The 15635-nt window shown below is 66.5% G+C and carries 16 protein-coding genes; 5 read left to right on the forward strand and 11 right to left on the reverse strand.

Features of this window, described 5'->3' with window-relative positions; translation table 11 throughout:
* Nucleotides 1-185 precede the first annotated feature (185 nt).
* Nucleotides 186-1691, forward strand: coding sequence for a tryptophan halogenase family protein (locus BSP_RS07865; RefSeq protein ID WP_152949862.1), 1506 nt, complete (start codon nt 186-188; stop codon nt 1689-1691).
* Here the strand turns inward: BSP_RS07865 and BSP_RS07870 are convergent.
* From BSP_RS07870 to BSP_RS07885, 4 genes are all read right to left on the reverse strand, one after another.
* Nucleotides 1655-3193 (reverse strand): PepSY domain-containing protein, encoded by a 1539-nt coding sequence (locus tag BSP_RS07870; protein WP_152949863.1) that lies wholly within the window; start codon nt 3191-3193, stop codon nt 1655-1657. The genes BSP_RS07865 and BSP_RS07870 overlap by 37 nt on opposite strands.
* 2 nt (nt 3194-3195) lie before the next feature.
* Nucleotides 3196-3771, reverse strand: a complete 576-nt coding sequence (locus BSP_RS07875; RefSeq protein ID WP_152949864.1) for a hypothetical protein — start codon at nt 3769-3771, stop codon at nt 3196-3198.
* Nucleotides 3768-6050 (reverse strand): TonB-dependent receptor, encoded by a 2283-nt coding sequence (locus BSP_RS07880; RefSeq protein ID WP_152949865.1) that lies wholly within the window; start codon nt 6048-6050, stop codon nt 3768-3770. The genes BSP_RS07875 and BSP_RS07880 overlap by 4 nt, the downstream gene beginning before the upstream one ends.
* Nucleotides 6051-6162: 112 nt before the next feature.
* On the reverse strand, nt 6163-8778 hold the full coding sequence (locus BSP_RS07885; protein WP_227976085.1) for a PAS domain-containing protein: 2616 nt from the start codon (nt 8776-8778) through the stop codon (nt 6163-6165).
* 243 nt (nt 8779-9021) lie between these two features.
* Between BSP_RS07885 and BSP_RS07890 the strand changes: the two genes are divergently transcribed.
* From BSP_RS07890 to BSP_RS07900, 3 genes are read left to right on the forward strand one after another with little or no spacing between them, the layout of a single operon-like run.
* Entirely contained in the window at nt 9022-9414 is a 393-nt protein-coding gene (locus BSP_RS07890; protein WP_054766897.1) for an NADH:ubiquinone oxidoreductase subunit NDUFA12, read from the forward strand.
* Entirely contained in the window at nt 9411-10073 is a 663-nt protein-coding gene (locus BSP_RS07895; RefSeq protein WP_054765361.1) for a DUF2155 domain-containing protein, read from the forward strand. The genes BSP_RS07890 and BSP_RS07895 overlap by 4 nt, the downstream gene beginning before the upstream one ends.
* 17 nt (nt 10074-10090) lie before the next feature.
* Nucleotides 10091-10414, forward strand: a complete 324-nt coding sequence (locus tag BSP_RS07900) for an EF-hand domain-containing protein (RefSeq protein ID WP_054765362.1) — start codon at nt 10091-10093, stop codon at nt 10412-10414.
* A 55-nt stretch (nt 10415-10469) separates the two neighbouring features.
* On the opposite strand, the gene lepB is transcribed toward BSP_RS07900, so the two are convergent.
* From lepB to aroQ, 5 genes are all read right to left on the reverse strand, one after another.
* Nucleotides 10470-11240 carry a signal peptidase I gene (gene lepB / locus BSP_RS07905; RefSeq protein WP_152949867.1) on the reverse strand — a complete coding sequence of 257 codons (771 nt, stop codon included), beginning with the start codon at nt 11238-11240 and terminating at the stop codon, nt 10470-10472.
* Nucleotides 11241-11324: 84 nt separating this feature from the next.
* Entirely contained in the window at nt 11325-12011 is a 687-nt protein-coding gene (aat, locus tag BSP_RS07910; protein ID WP_152951094.1) for a leucyl/phenylalanyl-tRNA--protein transferase, read from the reverse strand.
* Nucleotides 12008-13360 carry an acetyl-CoA carboxylase biotin carboxylase subunit gene (gene accC / locus BSP_RS07915; protein ID WP_152949868.1) on the reverse strand — a complete coding sequence of 451 codons (1353 nt, stop codon included), beginning with the start codon at nt 13358-13360 and terminating at the stop codon, nt 12008-12010. Before accC ends, aat begins: the two co-directional genes overlap by 4 nt.
* 9 nt (nt 13361-13369) lie before the next feature.
* Nucleotides 13370-13861 (reverse strand): acetyl-CoA carboxylase biotin carboxyl carrier protein, encoded by a 492-nt coding sequence (accB, locus tag BSP_RS07920; protein ID WP_054765365.1) that lies wholly within the window; start codon nt 13859-13861, stop codon nt 13370-13372.
* 47 nt (nt 13862-13908) lie between these two features.
* Complete coding sequence (gene aroQ, locus BSP_RS07925; RefSeq protein ID WP_054765366.1) at nt 13909-14355, reverse strand: type II 3-dehydroquinate dehydratase; 447 nt, start codon at nt 14353-14355, stop codon at nt 13909-13911.
* Nucleotides 14356-14725: 370 nt separating this feature from the next.
* Between aroQ and thiS the strand changes: the two genes are divergently transcribed.
* Nucleotides 14726-14923 (forward strand): sulfur carrier protein ThiS, encoded by a 198-nt coding sequence (thiS, locus tag BSP_RS07930; RefSeq protein ID WP_054766899.1) that lies wholly within the window; start codon nt 14726-14728, stop codon nt 14921-14923.
* Here thiS and BSP_RS07935 read toward each other — a convergent pair whose 3' ends face one another.
* Nucleotides 14924-15310, reverse strand: a complete 387-nt coding sequence (locus BSP_RS07935) for a type II toxin-antitoxin system VapC family toxin (RefSeq protein ID WP_054765367.1) — start codon at nt 15308-15310, stop codon at nt 14924-14926. It lies immediately after the preceding gene.
* Nucleotides 15307-15576, reverse strand: a complete 270-nt coding sequence (locus tag BSP_RS07940; protein ID WP_152949869.1) for a type II toxin-antitoxin system Phd/YefM family antitoxin — start codon at nt 15574-15576, stop codon at nt 15307-15309. The genes BSP_RS07935 and BSP_RS07940 overlap by 4 nt, the downstream gene beginning before the upstream one ends.
* Nucleotides 15577-15635: the final 59 nt, after the last annotated feature.

Here is a 15635-nt window from a genome sequence, read left to right on the forward strand (position 1 = left end):
AACAGTCCGGCGAATAATCGCGGTGACGGCCTTCGCCGACAAAGACGGTCAGGCGCTCATTGACGGGGAGGGCCGACGACGAGGGATGACGTCTTCTGACGCATCGCCCCAATTGCCGAGATCGCCGCTCTTGCCGAGTCGCGTCGCTTGCTGCCAAGTTTCCCGAAAAACGAGGAAATGCGAGCGTGCGCCAGTTGAAGAAGATCCTGATCGTCGGGGGCGGTTCGGCCGGCTGGATGGCGGCGGCCTTGTTCTCCCGCCTGTTTCGGGGGCTTTACGACATCACCCTGATCGAATCGGAAGCGATCGGCACGGTCGGCGTGGGCGAAGCGACCATTCCGGCCATCAAGACCTTCAACGCGCTGATCGGTCTGGACGAGGTCGACTTCATGCGGCGGACCCAGGCCAGTTTCAAACTGGGCATCCAGTTCATCGACTGGGACCGGATCGGCTCCAGCTACATCCACGGCTTCGGCGTCATCGGGCGCGATCTGGAATGGCTGCGCTGCCACCAATACTGGCTGAAGATGCGCGCTGCGGGTCGCGCGTCGGACTTCGCCGCCTATTCGATCAATACGGCGGCGGCCTTGCAGAACCGTTTCATGCGGGCCGATCCCCAGAGAAATGGTTCGCCGCTGGGCCATATCGCCCATGCCTTCCATTTTGACGCCGGTCTCTACGCCAAATATCTGCGCGGTCTGTCGGAGGCGGCGGGGGTGCGACGGCGCGAGGGCAAGATCGCCTCGGTTCAGTTGCGGCCCGACGACGGCTTCGTCCAGTCAGTGACGATGGAGGACGGGGCGGTGGAGGCGGCCGATCTCTTCATCGACTGCTCGGGCTTTCGCGGCCTGATCATCGAAGAGGCGATGAAGACCGGCTATGAGGACTGGACCCATTGGCTGCCCTGCGACAGGGCCTTGGCCGTGCCCTGCGCCCGCACCGAACCCTTCACCCCCTACACGCGCGCCACCGCCCGGCCGGCCGGATGGCAGTGGCGCATTCCGTTGCAGCACCGCACCGGCAACGGCCACGTCTATTCCAGCCGCTATATGGACGAGGCGGAGGCCGAACGGATTCTGCTGTCCAATCTGGATGGGGAACAGCTGGCCGAACCCAATCGCATCCGTTTCGTCGCGGGCAAGCGACGCCAGGTCTGGAACAAGAACTGCGTCGCGGCCGGTCTGGCCTCCGGCTTTCTGGAGCCTTTGGAATCCACCAGCCTGCACCTGATCCAGTCGGTCCTGACCCGTCTGGTGCGACTGATGCCGGACGGCGGTTTCGACCCGACCACCATCGCCGAGTTCAATCGTCAGATGGACTTTGAATATGAGCGGATCCGCGACTTCGTCATCCTGCATTACAAGGCGACCTATCGGGACGACACGCCCTTCTGGCGGGATTGCCGCGACATGGCCGTTCCCGACACCCTCCAGCGCAAGATGGACCTGTTCCGCGCCAACGGCCGGGTCTTCCGCGAGGACGATGAGCTGTTCACCGAGGAAAGCTGGATCCAGGTCTTCCTGGGCCAGGGTGTGATCCCCGCCGGCTATGATCCGCTGGTCGACGTCACGCCCGAAGCGGAGATCGAGCGGTTCCTGAACGATGTGGAGACGGTGATCGGCAAATGCGTGGCGGTCATGCCGTCCCACGCCGACTATGTGGCCCGGGTCTGTTCCGCGGTCGCCGCCTGACCGGCCTTGCGTTCGGGGTTCATAACGGTCCAGGCCAGGACGGCAGCGATGGCGGCCAGGGCGCCGTTCATGGCCCAGGCGGCGGAGTCTTCGTAATGGGCGCCGTGGCGAACCAGGTGTGTCAGCACGACCAGCCCCAGGGCGACGGCGGAGACGAGCCGCAGGATGCGCGACAAGCGCGCCGGTTCGACCCAGACTGACAGTCCCAGGGTCGTCCCCGTGACCAGACCCCAGACCAGCAGGGGCGTCGAGGCGGCGGTGGAGGACAAGCCCAGGACAATAAGGGCCGAGGCGGCGAAGGCGAGGGGTTGGCTCCAGACGGCGCCGATCCAGATCCGTTCCCATCGCGGGGCGGGGCGGCCCTTGTCGCGTCGCCGCGCCAGCCAGATGGCGACGCCGCTGGCCGTCACCGCCGTCAAGGCCAGACCCAGCAGTCCATAGGCGATCTTGACGACGATGCCGCCGAACCAGCCGAAATGCAGCGGCCCCAGGGAGGCCAGGATCTTTTGCCCCAGGTTCGGCTCAGCCGTGCGGCTGATGTCGAGCAGGCGACCCCGTCCGTCGAAATAGAGGTTGGAGCCCGCCATCACCCGATTGGGTTTGGCGACATTGACCACGACCGTCTGTCCCTGTTCGGCAGGATGTTCGATGCTGATGAAGGTCGGCCGCGCATCGGGCGCCAGCCGCTGGGCCGCCTCGACGGCGGCGGCCAGATCGGGCGGGGCGACGGCCGGGCGCGGATCGTCGGGAATGACCGGAACGAAAAGCGCGTAGGCCTTGGAGGTGTCGCCCTGGAACATGGCCAGGGCCAGAATTCCGACGATGAGGGTGCTGAGGCCCAACAGGGCGCCCGTCAGCGAGACGATGACGTGAAAGGGCAGGGCCCACACACCCGCCCGATTGTGCAGATCGGCTTCCTGCAGCCGCTTGGCGCCGCCCCAGCGTAGATGAAAGGCGTCCTTGAACACGCGCGGATGGGCCAGGACGCCAGAGATCAGCGAGGACAGAAGGGCGACCCCCGCCAGACCCACGACGAAGCCGCCCCAGGCGCGGGGCAGATGCAGGGCGGTGTGCAGCAGGACCATGAACTCAGTCCAGACGGCCTCGCCTTCATCCCCCAGTCGCCCGGCCGCATCCGCGGCGTAGCTGCGTTCCACGCTGTCGGCGTCCGTGCTCACCGTCAGGCGAGGCAGGTCCGGTGTGGGGGGCAGGATGCGGACATGCTCCACCGTCGTCGAGGAACGAGCGATGGCCTGTTCCATGGCGGTCTGCAGGGCGGCCGGCGTCACTGCGGCGATGGGCGTCGCATTCGGCTGTTCCCAACGCTGGAACTCCCGCGCGAAGACGGCGACCGATCCTGAGAAACAGACCAGATAGATCAAGGCTGCGAAGGCCAGGCCGAGGGCGGAGTGGCCTGCCAGGACGGACCGGACGAATCCAGCCGGGACCTTGGGCCAGATGGGCTTGCCGGCCTTCTTGGGATCGAGGCGGTTGTCCTTCATCGTCAGAACCCCTTGATCATGGCGGCGGCGAAGGTCGCCAGGCTGACACCGACCAGGACGGCGGTGGCGCGCAGGATCTTGTCGTCGGCCAGGGTCCAGGCCATGGCGGCGCCCCACAGCAGGGGCGCCAGCAGCCCGCCCAGCACCAGCCGGGTCTCGGCCGCGCCCGGACAGAAGGCGACGAAGGCGATGGCGGTGCCCATGGCGGCGATCATGCCGATCGGTCCGGCCAGAAGAGCCCGAAGCCAGCCGCGCCAGGCCTTGGCGCCTCGGTTGGACGGTTCGGGCGCCAGGCTGCGTTCGGCCCGTCCGCGCGCGGTGCGCCGCTCCATGCCCCAGGCCACCACCAGAAGGACGCAGACCGAGATCAGCGTCACGGCGATGAAGGGACCGCGCGCCGGCCCCAGCCAGAAGGCGTATGCGAAGGTAAGTGTCGCCAGCAGCGCCCAGCCGCCGACGATCCACAACGGGCGGCGCGCCGAGCGATCCCCCCAGGCGCGGCGCAGCAGCCGCGCCCCGCCGACCCCGCCGGCGATCAGGGGGATCGACGCGAGGAGGGTGGTCGCCTCGGGGCTCACCAGCGCGCCTGAAGCATCAGGCCGACGACCCGCGGATCGCCCAGAACGGCCTGGTTCGTCTGGGCGCGGTCGTAGCTCATATAGTGTTCGTCGAAGAGGTTTTTGGCGTAGACATAGGCGCCCCAGGGGCCGGTCTCATAGCCGATCTTTCCATTGACCAGGGTGCGGCCGCTGACGCGGCTGTCGCCCTGGCTGAATCCGGTGCTGGTGAACACCTCGGATCGATAGTTGGCGTTCAGATTGGCGACGAAGCCGTCGCCCCAGCGGTAGTTGCCGCCCAGGGCCAGGGTCCAACGGGGGGCGAACGAAAACTCCGAGCCGGTCAGATCGCTGGTCTGGCCGTTCACCGTGGTCGTGAACTCGTCGAACTGGGTGCGGGTGTAACCGGCGGAGGCGTACCAGTCGAAGGTGGACGAAAGCCGGTGCGCCGTCTCGATCTCGAAGCCGTACAGATGCGACCGACCGGCGTTGACCGTGTGGCTGTCGTACAGGTTGATGCCGAAGTTCACATAGACCTGCTGGTCGGTCCAATCGACATAGTAGGCGTTGGCGTTGACAGTCAGGGCGCCGTCCAGCCAGGCGGAGCGCAGGGAAGCCTCATAGTTCCAGGTGTATTCGGGATCATAGGCGAACAGCTGGGATCGGGCCGTATTGCTGCTGGATCCGCCGGAACGATAGCCGCGCTGGACGACGAAACCTGCGGTCACGTCCGGCGTCAGGTCGTAGAGTACGCCCAGCTTGGGCAGAAAGGCCTCGAATTCTCGCGTGGCGGGGGGCGTGGCCGATCCCGCCTGGGCCACCATGGCGGCCACCCCGGCATTGATTCCGGTCACAGCCAGATACAGGGGCGAACCCGCCGCGCCGAAGGCCGCCGGATCGGGATAGACGCCGGCGAACCGGGCCGATTGCGTGACCTGGGTGGTGTTTTCCTCATGATCCCAGCGGAAGCCGCCCACGATCGACAGGCGGTCGGTCAGGTTCCACTCGCCGTCGCCGAACAGGGCGTAGGTCGTGACCTGGGCGGGAAAATCGCCCGTATAGTCCACGGGAATGACGGGCAGGACGGCGGCGTATTGGGCGGCGATAGCGGCTGCGGCGGAGGTCGGGAAGCCGCCGGCGCTCAGGAGGCCCGCAATGGTGTTGACCGGCGTCGGCACGTCGGTGCGGCTGGCCGAAATGCGCCTCTGATCGCGATCATAATAGAAGGCGCCGATCAGGCCGTGCAGACGGTCGCCTTGATAGTTGAGGCGCAACTCCTGGGTCAGGGTCTCGAAGTCGTCGCCGTTCTTGCCGTAGCTGACGGCCTGGGCCGTCCCGTCGCCGTCGTACTGAACACGCTGGGCCACATCGCTCCAGGAGGTCACGGCCGAGATCGACAGCCGGTCGGACAGCCTTTGGGTTAGCTCAAGGGTCGCCAGATCGGCCTCGACATGGCTCAGGTTGGCCGTGTCCGAGAAAGCCTGCCGGTTCTCGTAGAAGTCCGGCGCATTGGTGTTGGTGTAGACGAACAGGTAGCCGCCGTCGCTTTCGAACCGGGTGTAGCCCAGGCGCGCCTCGAATTCCGGCAGAGCCTTGGGCGTCCACAGCAGCCGTCCCCGCACCGTCAGACTGTCGACCGGGTCTTCAGGCTGGTCCAGGGTCACATTGTGCGTGAAGCCGTCGCCGTCCCGCTTTTCAGCCGACAGGCGGAACGCCAGCTCGTCCGCGATAAGAGGCCCGCCTCCGGCGACCGCCAATGTGGTTTCGTCAGGCGAGGCGATGGTGGCGCGGGTGCGAAGGTCCCAGTCGAAGGTCGGGTCCACGGTCCGCATCACCACGGCGCCGGCCAGGGCGTTCAGACCTTGCAGCGTCGATTGCGGTCCGCGGAAGACCTCCACCTGACGCATGTCCCAGACGTCGGTCGGACCGTTGAACGTGATGGCGGCGGGCAGGGGCGCGCCATCGACATAGATGGTCGCCAGGGAAGAGTCGCCGCCGCCCGACACGCCGTTGTTGTTGATGCCCCGAATCGTGAAGCCGTTGTGGCCGTAGGTCTCGGACATGTTGGCGGTGCGCTGGAAGATTTCGGCCAGCGACTGGATGGCTTCTTGGTTGATCCGGCGCGCGGTGACGACGCCGACGCTGGTCGGGGTGTCCTGCAACGAGCGATCCGTCTTTTCGCCGGTGACGACGACCTCATCCAGCGTCGTCGTCTGATCGACCGTTTGCGCCCTGGCCCCAAGCGGGCTCAGAGCCAGAACGGCGATGGCCGTAGAGGCCAGAAGGTGAAGTCGCGACATGGCATCCCCCGCTCGCTGAGTTCGTGCGGAGCGCCGTAAAAGGGTCAGTAATGCGAGTCAATCGCATTCTCAAAATAATCTGAGCCGTTCCGATGTTTCGGCGGATCGGGTCTCAGTCGGCGGTGAGGATGGCCTTAACCCGCCGGGCCAGTTCGTCCATGGCGAAGGGCTTGGTCAGTATGTGCATTCCCGGGTCGAGGTGGCCGTGGCTGAGGACGGCGTTCTCGGCATAGCCGGTGACGAACAACACCTTCAGATCGGGCCGGACCGAGCGCGCGGCGTCGGCCACTTGGCGGCCGTTCATCCCGCCAGGCAAGCCGACGTCGGTGATCAGGAGATCGATGGGGCGGTCGGTGTTCAGGGTCGCGAGCCCGGCCTTCCCGTCCTCGGCTTCCAGGGTGGCGTAACCCAGTTGGCCCAGGACTTCAGAGGCCAGCATCCGCACCGTCGGTTCGTCGTCCACGATCAGGATCGTCTGGCCCGCCGTCGCCTGGGGCGTGTCGGCGGCGCTCGGCGTCGGCTCGGGCGCTTCGGCCGCGCCCAGGTGGCGGGGCAGGTACAGGCAGACCATCGTCCCTTGGCCCGGTTCCGAATAGATTCGGACCTGTCCGCCTGACTGGCGGGCGAATCCATAGATCATCGACAGGCCCAGCCCCGTGCCCTGGCCGATCGGCTTGGTGGTGAAGAAGGGTTCGAAGGCCTTGGCCACGACGTCCGGCGTCATGCCTTCGCCCGTGTCGGACACGCACAGCGACACATATTGGCCCGGCGGCAGTTCGCATTCCGCCGCCACCCGCTCATCCAGCCAGCGATTGCCGCTTTCGATGGTCAGTTTGCCGCCCTCGGGCATGGCGTCTCGGGCGTTGATGCACAGGTTCAGCAAGGCGTTTTCCAACTGACCCGGATCCACCAGCACGGGCCACAGACCGCCCCCGTGCACGGCTTCGACGGTGATGCCCGGCCCCATGGTGCGCTGGATCAGCTCCTCCATCCCCCTCGCCAGCCGGGCCAGATCGGTGGGGCGAGGGGCCAGGGTCTGGCGACGCGAGAAGGCCAGCAGGCGGTGAGTCAGGGACGAGGCGCGGCGCGCGGCGCCCTGGGCGGCGGTGATGAAGCGATCCGCCTCATTGATCCGCCCTTCGGCCAGCCGCTTGGCCAACAGATCCAGGCTTCCGGTTATGCCCGTCAGCAGATTGTTGAAGTCATGGGCGATGCCGCCGGTGAGCTGTCCGACCGCCTCCATCTTCTGGGATTGGCGCAGAGCCTCCTCGCTCTTCATCAAGGCGGCGGTCCGCTCTTCGACTTGACGTTCCAGAGAAGCCGCCAGGTCCGCGAGGTTGCGCTCGACCCGTCGGCGTTCCGTCGCGGCGCGAGTCCGCTCGGCCACGTCGCGGATGAAGGCCATTTCGTCTTCAGGCCATGCACGGGTCGTGGCGTGGTTCAGATAGAGCAGGGCCACCAGACCGCCCTGTTCGGTCAAGGGCATGTTGACGAAGGCGCGCGCACTGATGGCCTCCAGCGCCTGGGCCGTCTGGGACGTGCGGGGGTCCAGCCGCGCGTCGGCGATCACGGCGGTCTCGCCGCGCTTCAGCTCCTCGATGTAGGAGCCGTAGTCGCGGAAGTGCAGCACGCCGGCCAGCGTCTTTATTCCAGGCGCGTTCCAGTCGCGGTCGATGGTGATCGTCTCGGCCTGTCGATCGACCAGGCCGTAACCGGCGCGGCTGACCTCCAGGGTGCGGCCCAGAACCTGGGCCGCTGCGTAGGAGATGTCGGCGGGGTCGTCCAGATCGCGCAGGGCGTCCGACAGCTCCACCAGGGCGGTCCGCATCTTCTGGGACCGCACTTCGCGGGTGATGTCCTGGGTCACGCCCGCGATACGAAGCGGCGCGCCGTCCGCATCGCTGATCAGCACGCCGCGCGCCTTCATCCAGCGGGTTTCGCCCTGGGGCGTGACGATGCGGTGGGTGATGTCGTAGTCCGCGCCGTCGTTAATCGTGGCGTCGCTCTGGGCGCGAACGGCGTCGCGATCCTCAGGGTGGATCAGCGACTGACGATCCTCATAGGTCATCGGCCGATCGCTCGGCCATCCCAGCAGGGCCTTGTAGGCCTCCGAGGCCGCCAAGGATCGGCTGGCGACATCCACGCTCCAGGCGCCCAGCCCGCCGGCGGCCATCGCCAGCTCAAGTTCGCGCTCGCGTTCCTGCGCAAGGGTCAGGCGGTTCGTCAGCTCCGCCGACAGGGCGGCGTTGCGGGATTTCAGCCCCTCGACCTTTTCCCGGTCGCGTGTGACGTCCAACTGACTGGCGAAGAAATAGGCCAGGTCGCCGTAGCCGTCATAGACCGGCGCCAGCAACAGGCGGTTCCAGAAGGCGGACCCGTCCTTGCGATAGTTGCGGATGTCGATCTCGATCGGCGCGGCGTCTTTCACAGCCCTGTGGATGCGCTTGACCGTCTCCGGCTCGGTCTCCGGCCCTTGCAGGAACCGGCAGTTTCGACCGAGAATTTCGGACCGCTCATAGCCGGTCAACCGGCAGAAGGCGTCATTGGCGAAGACGACCGGATTATCCGGCAGACGAGGGTTTGTCACAATCATCGGCATGCGGGTCGCCCGCACGGCGGCGACGAAGGGATCGGTCCCGCGGTCGATTCCAGCGACCTCATCGGCGATTCGCTCGGCGTCCAGGGCCTCCACCTGACCGTCGTTGGCGTTCCGCCTGTCCTTGTCCAAATCTCGCATCCTCAAGTGATCCGCCGAAGGGCGACGCTTAGAACACCCCCGAGGGCAGTTCGGTTCTAAACAGATTCACAGGTTTAGGTTTGATCCTTTCCCCTCGCGTCGCGCGGAAAGGATCGAAAGCGGCCGGCCGCCGTGGGCGCGCCTCAATGCTGGACGAACGGGGCTGGGGTTTCTATGATCGCGCCCGACCGTCGGGGTTTCGCCCGCGGCGTCTTTTCGCGTGGGTTTGACGACGTGCTGAACAAAATTTTCGCCTGGTGGAATGGGGCCACGATCGGCACCCTGTTTACGATCGCCAAGCGCGGCCGCTTCGTCGGGACCGATGAGTTCGGCAACAAATATTACGAGGCCAAGGACCACTCCAGCTATGACGGCCGCAAGCGTCGCTGGGTCGTCTATGAAGGCTATGCAGACGCCACGAAGGTGTCGCCGGACTGGCACGGCTGGCTGCGTTACACCTTTGACCTGCCGCCGACCGAGGCGCCCCTGTTGCGCCGCCCGTGGGAAAAGGACCATCTGCCCAATCTGACGGGCACGCCCATGGCTTGGCGTCCGCAGGGCTCGTTGGCCGCAGAGGCCAAGCGCCCGGCGGCCACGGGCGATTATCAGGCCTGGACGCCCGAGTGAGACGGAATCGGCTGCTGACGGCTGGGGCGAGCCTCGTGCTGGCGCTCAGCGCCGGGGCGGTCACCGCCAGCGTCCTTCAGGATGCGCCCCGCGACGCGCGTCCGGTTCAACAGGATCCGATCGGCGAAATCCTGAGAAACACGCCGGCGACGCCGGCCGTCCCGACCGAGACGGCCCCCTCTGGCACGCCTGCGCCTCGCGCGCCGATCGCCGTCTCTCCTCCACCGTCGGTTCAAATCGCCGAGGACGCGGCCGTGGCCGAAAAAGCCGAGGAAGAGGTCGAGGCGGAAGCGCCGGTGGCCGAAAAGCCGATCGAACAGCCCGAGACTCCAGCCCGCCGTCAGCGGCGCAAGTTCGCCGTCATCCAGGCCCTGGACAAGACCACGGCCGAGACGATGAAGTTCGAGGTCGAGGTCGGCGGTCGGCCGGTCCGGTTCAACAAGAATCTGATCTTCACCGCCCGCGCCTGCGAAGTCTCCACGCCCGACGAACTGACCGAAGACGCCATCGCCTATCTTCAGGTCGCGGTTCAGAGCCGAGGCGCCGCCTCGGCCGAGCCGCGCCAAGTCTTCCGCGGTTGGATGTTCGCCTCGTCTCCGGCCGTCAGCGGGCTTCAGCACCCGAACTACGACGCCTGGGTCGTAGGCTGTAAGAACTGAGCGGGGCGGGCGGCGACATGGCGCCTCGGCCGCTGAAGAAGACGGAGACCATCGAAATCCGTCTGCCGCACGACACCAAGACGGCCTTCATGGCGCGTTGCCGCGCCGAGGGCCGCACCGCCAGCGACGTGCTTCGCCGTTTCATCGACGCCGAACTGGCCGCGCGTCCACGCCGGTTCGACGGCCGCCTGCTCCTGGCGGCGGTTCTGGCCGCCCTGGCCCTGGGGGGCGTCGCCGCGCCGTCCCTGGCTGAGAGCGTGACGCCGACCCGAACCGCCTTTGATCGCCTGGACCGCGACCATGACGGCCGTCTTAGCTTCGAAGAGTTCCGCGCCCGCTAGAGCATGATCGTTTCGGACGGAACCGCTTCGCGGTTCCTCCTCAACGGATCAGGCTCTAACGGATCGGGACGAAGAACCGGCCTCCGCGCAACTGGGTCCAGGTCCAGGGCTTGACCAGGGCCGCGCCCGGCTTCCAGGACCAGGCGATGAACTCCGCTCTCCCTATGATGTTCTGGGCGGGCAACAGACCGACCCCGACCGAGGCGGGCCAGCGCCCGTCCAGCGAGTTGTCGCGATTGTCGCCCATCATCAGATAACGGCCGGCCGGCACCCGATAGATTTCGGTGTCGTCGCCGGGCAGGTCGGGACCGCCGTCATAGGTGACATAGTGTTTGCCGTTGGGCAGGGTCTCGGCCACCAACCGCACCGTGCGGGCCGGATCGTCATGGTCTTGGGTGATGCCCAGCCGGGTCTGGGGGATAGGCCGGTCATTGACGAAGACGGTTCCGCCCCGCACCTGAACCGCGTCGCCCGGCAGGCCGATCACCCGTTTGATCCAGACCTGTTTCGGATCGCGCGGCAGGCGGAAGACGACGACGTCGCCCCGCCGGGGCTGACGCTGACCCAGCCGATCCTCGCCCTCTGGACGGCCTGCGGGCAGGGAGGCCCTGCTCCAGCCATAGGCGAATTTGGAGACGACGATGTAGTCGCCGACCACCAGTCCTGGCTCCATCGAGGAGCTGGGAATGGTGAAGGGCTGGTAGGCGATGGTGCGAAAGGCCGTGGCCAACACGAGGGCGACGATCACTGTCACAGCAATCTCAAACGCGTCGCGCCAGAGGGCGCGTGCGGGGAGGGGCGGGGTGTTTGAAGCGGCTTGGGTCATGCGCCTGAAGAGGCCGCATCCCTTACGCCGTCGCCAGCGCGAACCTGTCCGGACGCCGGAATAGCGTGTCCGGACAGCCGGAAATCAGCCGCCAGCCGTCGCCAGCGCGACGGCCTCGGCGCCGCTCATCGGCCCCCACAGGGCGGTCTCGTCGACGACAGTCCTGAGCGCCGGCTTCAGGCGACGCAGATAGGCCGCCTGGGGCGTCTCGACCGCCCCGAACTGGCTGAGATGTTCGGTCAGGAACTGAGCGTCCAACAGGGTCCAACCGCCCCGTCTCAACCGTGCGACCAGATGGACCAGGGCGACTTTTGAGGCGTCCCGCTCGCGGCTGAACATGCTTTCGCCGAAGAAGGCGCCGCCCAGGGAGACGCCGTACAGGCCCCCCACCAGCCTTTCGTCCTTCCAGCATTCGATCGAATGGACATGGCCTTGGGCGAACAGGGCGGCGTACAGGCGGCGGATCGGCGCGTTGATCCAGGTGTCCTGACGCTCGGGCCCTTGCGCCGCAGCACAGCCGTCCAGCACAGCTTCGAAGGCCGTATCCACCCGTACCTCGAAAGGCTCGCCCCGGACGGTTCGGCGCAGGCGGGTGGGGATATGGAAGCCATCCAGCGGGATGACGCCGCGCTGCTCGGGCTCGATGATGAAGACGCGCGGATCGTCGCGCGACTCGGCCATCGGGAAGACGCCCCGGGCGTAACAGGCCAGCAGGTCCTCGGGGCCGAAGCCGCCGAACGGCCCGCTGGCGCTGTAGTCGGGGTCGGTCAGGCGTCGCCCTTCTGACGGGCGGCCCACTTCTCCAGCCAGTGGATGTCATAGTCGCCGGACAGGATGTCGGGCTCGGCCAACAGGCGCTGGAACAGGGGGATGGTGGTGTCCACGCCGCCGACCACGACCTCATTCAGCGACCGCTTCAGGCGGGCGATGGCCTCCTCGCGGTCGCGGCCGTGGACGATCAGCTTGCCGATCAGGCTGTCGTAATAGGGCGGGATCGAATAGCCGGCGTAGATGGCGCTATCCAGCCGCACGCCCAGGCCGCCCGGCGCGTGGAAGTCGGTGACCTTGCCCGGCGAGGGCGTGAAGGTCTCCGGGTTTTCAGCGTTGATCCGCACCTCGATGGCGTGGCCCTGGAACTTGATGTCCTCCTGGGCGAAGGACAGCGGCAGACCGGCCGCGATCCGCACCTGTTCGCGGACCAGATCGACGCCGGTGATCATTTCCGTAACCGGATGCTCGACTTGCAGGCGGGTGTTCATCTCGATGAAGAAGAACTCGCCGTCCTCCCACAGGAATTCGATCGTGCCGACGCCCAGATAGCCGATAGCGGCGATGGCCTTGTTGACCGTCTCGCCGATCTTCTTTCTGCCTTCAGCAGAGAGTGCGGGCGAGGGGGCCTCTTCCAGCACCTTTTGGTGACGGCGCTGCAGCGAGCAGTCGCGTTCGCCCAGGTGGACGACATTGCCGTGGCTGTCGGCGATGACCTGAATCTCGATGTGGCGTGGCTTCTGGAGGTAGCGCTCCATATAGACGGCGCCGTTGCCGAAGGCCGCCTTGGCCTCGGATTGGGCGGTCTGAACCGCCTCGACCAGATCGTCAGGCGTCAGGGCCACCTTCATGCCGCGTCCGCCGCCGCCCGCCGCCGCCTTGACGATCAGGGGGAAGCCGATCGATTTGGACGCCTCGATGGCGGCTTCGACCGTTTCCACCTCGCCGTCCGAACCGGGGACGACGGGAATGCCCGCATCCTTGACGGTCTGCTTGGCGGTGATCTTGTCGCCCATCACCCGGATATGCTCGGGCTTGGGGCCGATGAAGGTCAGGCCGTGGGCGCCGACGATCTCGGCGAACCGCGCGTTCTCCGACAGAAAGCCGTAGCCGGGGTGGATCGCCTGGGCCCCGGTGATCTCGGCCGCCGCGATGATCGACGGGATGTTCAGATAGGATTTGGCCGCCGAGGCGGGACCGATGCAGACGCTCTCATCGGCCAGCCGCACCCACATGGCGCCGCGGTCGGCTTCGGAGTGCACGGCGACGGTGGAGATGCCCATCTCCTTGCACGCCCGATGAATGCGAAGCGCGATCTCGCCGCGGTTGGCGATCAGGACTTTGGTGAACATCAGGGCGCCTTAGGCTTCCAGCAGGACGAGGGCTTCGCCGTACTCGACCGGCTGGGCGTCGCCGACCAGAATCTCAGCCACCACGCCGTCGCGCGGCGCCTGGATCGGGTTCATGGTCTTCATGGCTTCGACGATCAGCAGGGTCTGACCCTTCTTCACCTTGTCGCCCGGCTGGACGAATGGCGCGGCCTCCGGCGAGGGTTGCAGGTAGGCGGTGCCGACCATCGGCGACTTCACCTCTTCGCCGGCGCGGGCGACGATGGTGGCGGGGTCGGACGGCATAGCGGCCGGCGCGGCGACGGCGGCCGCAGGCGCAGCGGCCGGAGCCGGGGCTGCGGCGTACTGCACCGGAGCGGCGTTGACGGTGACTTCGCGCGCCACGCGGATGCGCAGCTCGCCGCGCTCGACCTCGACCTCGGTCAGGTCGGTCTCGTTCAGGATCTCGGCCAGCTGGCGAACCAGGGACGCGTCGATCTCGGCGTGTTTCTTGTCATCGGCCATTGGATTGCGCCTTTGTCTTTCGTCTTGGATTGCGAACGGGTCGGCCCTCAGGCGCGTTCCCGGATCTGGGTCAGGGCCGCCTGCACGGCCAGTTCATAGCCTGCCGCGCCGAAGCCGGCGATGACGCCGGTCGCCGCGGACGACACATAGGAGTGATGGCGGAACGCCTCGCGCGCCGCCGGATTGGACAGATGAAGCTCAATGACCGGTATGGTCAGGGTCTTCAGCGCGTCGTGCAGGGCGACCGAGGTGTGGCCATAGGCCGCTGGGTTGAGGATCAGGGCCTGCGCCTTCTCACGCGCCTCCTGGATCCAGTCCACCAGCACGCCTTCATGGTTGGTCTGGCGGAACACGATCTGCGCCTCGCCCGCCGCCGTCACGCAGCGCTGTTCGATGTCCGCCAGGGTGTCGCGGCCATAGATCTCCGGCTCCCGCACCCCGAGAAGGTTCAGGTTAGGGCCGTTCAGCACATGGATGACGGACGTGTCGGACATCGGTTCTCGAAACGAGGCTCCGGAATCGGGCGACCTCTGACGGTTCAGGGCCGGCCTTGTAGCTCAGGCGCGGCGCGGGTCAAAGCGCAGCGTGGAAACGGCTTGACCTAACGTCATCCGCGCGGGCGTCAACGGATTTCCCGTCGGAGGGGCGAGAAGGCGGGGAAAAGGGGGAGAACGGATGGGTTTGGTGGGCGCTAGCCTTCCGTCTCCCCATCACCCACCGCCGTCGTCCTCGGGTCAAGCCCGAGGACGACGAATAGGGGTAGGCGACGAATAGGGGTAGGCCATGTGAATGCGGCGGCGCCTCATGCCCTCCGCGCCGAAACGCGCTATGACACGCCGACACACGGGCATCGAGGCAGACGGTTTGCGTATTCAAGTCAACGGCGATCCACGCGAGGTCTATGCGACGACGGTGACGGAGCTGGTCGAGGAACTGGCGCTGGACCCCCGCAAGGTGGCGGTCGAGCGTAATCTGGAGATCGTGCCCCGGTCGCTGCACGCCGTCACCGCCCTGGCCGAGGGGGACCGGATCGAACTGGTCCAGTTCGTCGGCGGCGGTTGATCAGACCTTGAGGATGGGGCCGGGGTAGAAGGCGACCTGCCGGTCGGCCGTCAGCAGTCGCATTCCCTCGGCCATGGCCTGGGCGATAAGCAGCCGGTCGAACGGGTCGCGGTGGATCAGCGGTAATCCTGCCAGTTCCAGCGCGTGCAGGCTGGTCACCGGAATTTCCTCATAACCCGCGTCCAGCAACTGGCGGCGGAACACCAGGGCGTCCACGTCGAAGTCAGGTCGCTTCAGGCCGTGCTTGACGACGACCTCCCAGATATTGACCGCGCTGAACACCAGTTGATTGTCGGGATCGGCCATCAAGGCTTGCGCCTTGGCGGGAAGCCGTGCGCGATCCTCCGACGCCCAGAGCAGCAGGTGAGTGTCGATCAACAGCCTCATTGGCCCTCGTCGCCCTCGTGAACGCCTTCGCCATAGACCATCGCCTCGATTTCGGCCTGACCCATGGTGTCGAAGTCGTCAGGAACTTTAATCTGACCCCGCATGAAGCCGAACCGACGCGAGGTGTCGATCGGCGTCTCCTCGATGGGAACCAGTTTGGCGATCGGCTTGCCTGCCTTGGCGATGGTGATGGTTTCACCCTTGGCGGCCCGGTCCAGCAGGCGCGACAGGTGGGTCTTGGCCTCGTGGACGTTGACCGTTTCCATGCGTCGCTCCCGGTGAACTTAGTCCACTTAGTCTAGTTCATCTGGCCCGGTCTCGCAAC

The organism is Brevundimonas sp. Bb-A (genome assembly GCF_009394735.1).
Taxonomy (GTDB): domain Bacteria; phylum Pseudomonadota; class Alphaproteobacteria; order Caulobacterales; family Caulobacteraceae; genus Brevundimonas; species Brevundimonas aurantiaca.

Bases quoted from the DNA above. Each gene is read 5' to 3' on its own strand.
- BSP_RS07870 (WP_152949863.1), bottom strand. From the start codon at position 3,193: ATGAAGGACAACCGCCTCGATCCCAAGAAGGCCGGCAAGCCCATCTGG.
- BSP_RS07880 (WP_152949865.1), bottom strand. From the start codon at position 6,050: ATGTCGCGACTTCACCTTCTGGCCTCTACGGCCATCGCCGTTCTGGCT.
- BSP_RS07900 (WP_054765362.1), top strand. From the start codon at position 10,091: ATGGCGCCTCGGCCGCTGAAGAAGACGGAGACCATCGAAATCCGTCTG.
- lepB (WP_152949867.1), bottom strand. From the start codon at position 11,240: ATGACCCAAGCCGCTTCAAACACCCCGCCCCTCCCCGCACGCGCCCTC.
- accC (WP_152949868.1), bottom strand. From the start codon at position 13,360: ATGTTCACCAAAGTCCTGATCGCCAACCGCGGCGAGATCGCGCTTCGC.
- accB (WP_054765365.1), bottom strand. From the start codon at position 13,861: ATGGCCGATGACAAGAAACACGCCGAGATCGACGCGTCCCTGGTTCGC.
- aroQ (WP_054765366.1), bottom strand. From the start codon at position 14,355: ATGTCCGACACGTCCGTCATCCATGTGCTGAACGGCCCTAACCTGAAC.
- BSP_RS07935 (WP_054765367.1), bottom strand. From the start codon at position 15,310: ATGAGGCTGTTGATCGACACTCACCTGCTGCTCTGGGCGTCGGAGGAT.
- BSP_RS07940 (WP_152949869.1), bottom strand. From the start codon at position 15,576: ATGGAAACGGTCAACGTCCACGAGGCCAAGACCCACCTGTCGCGCCTG.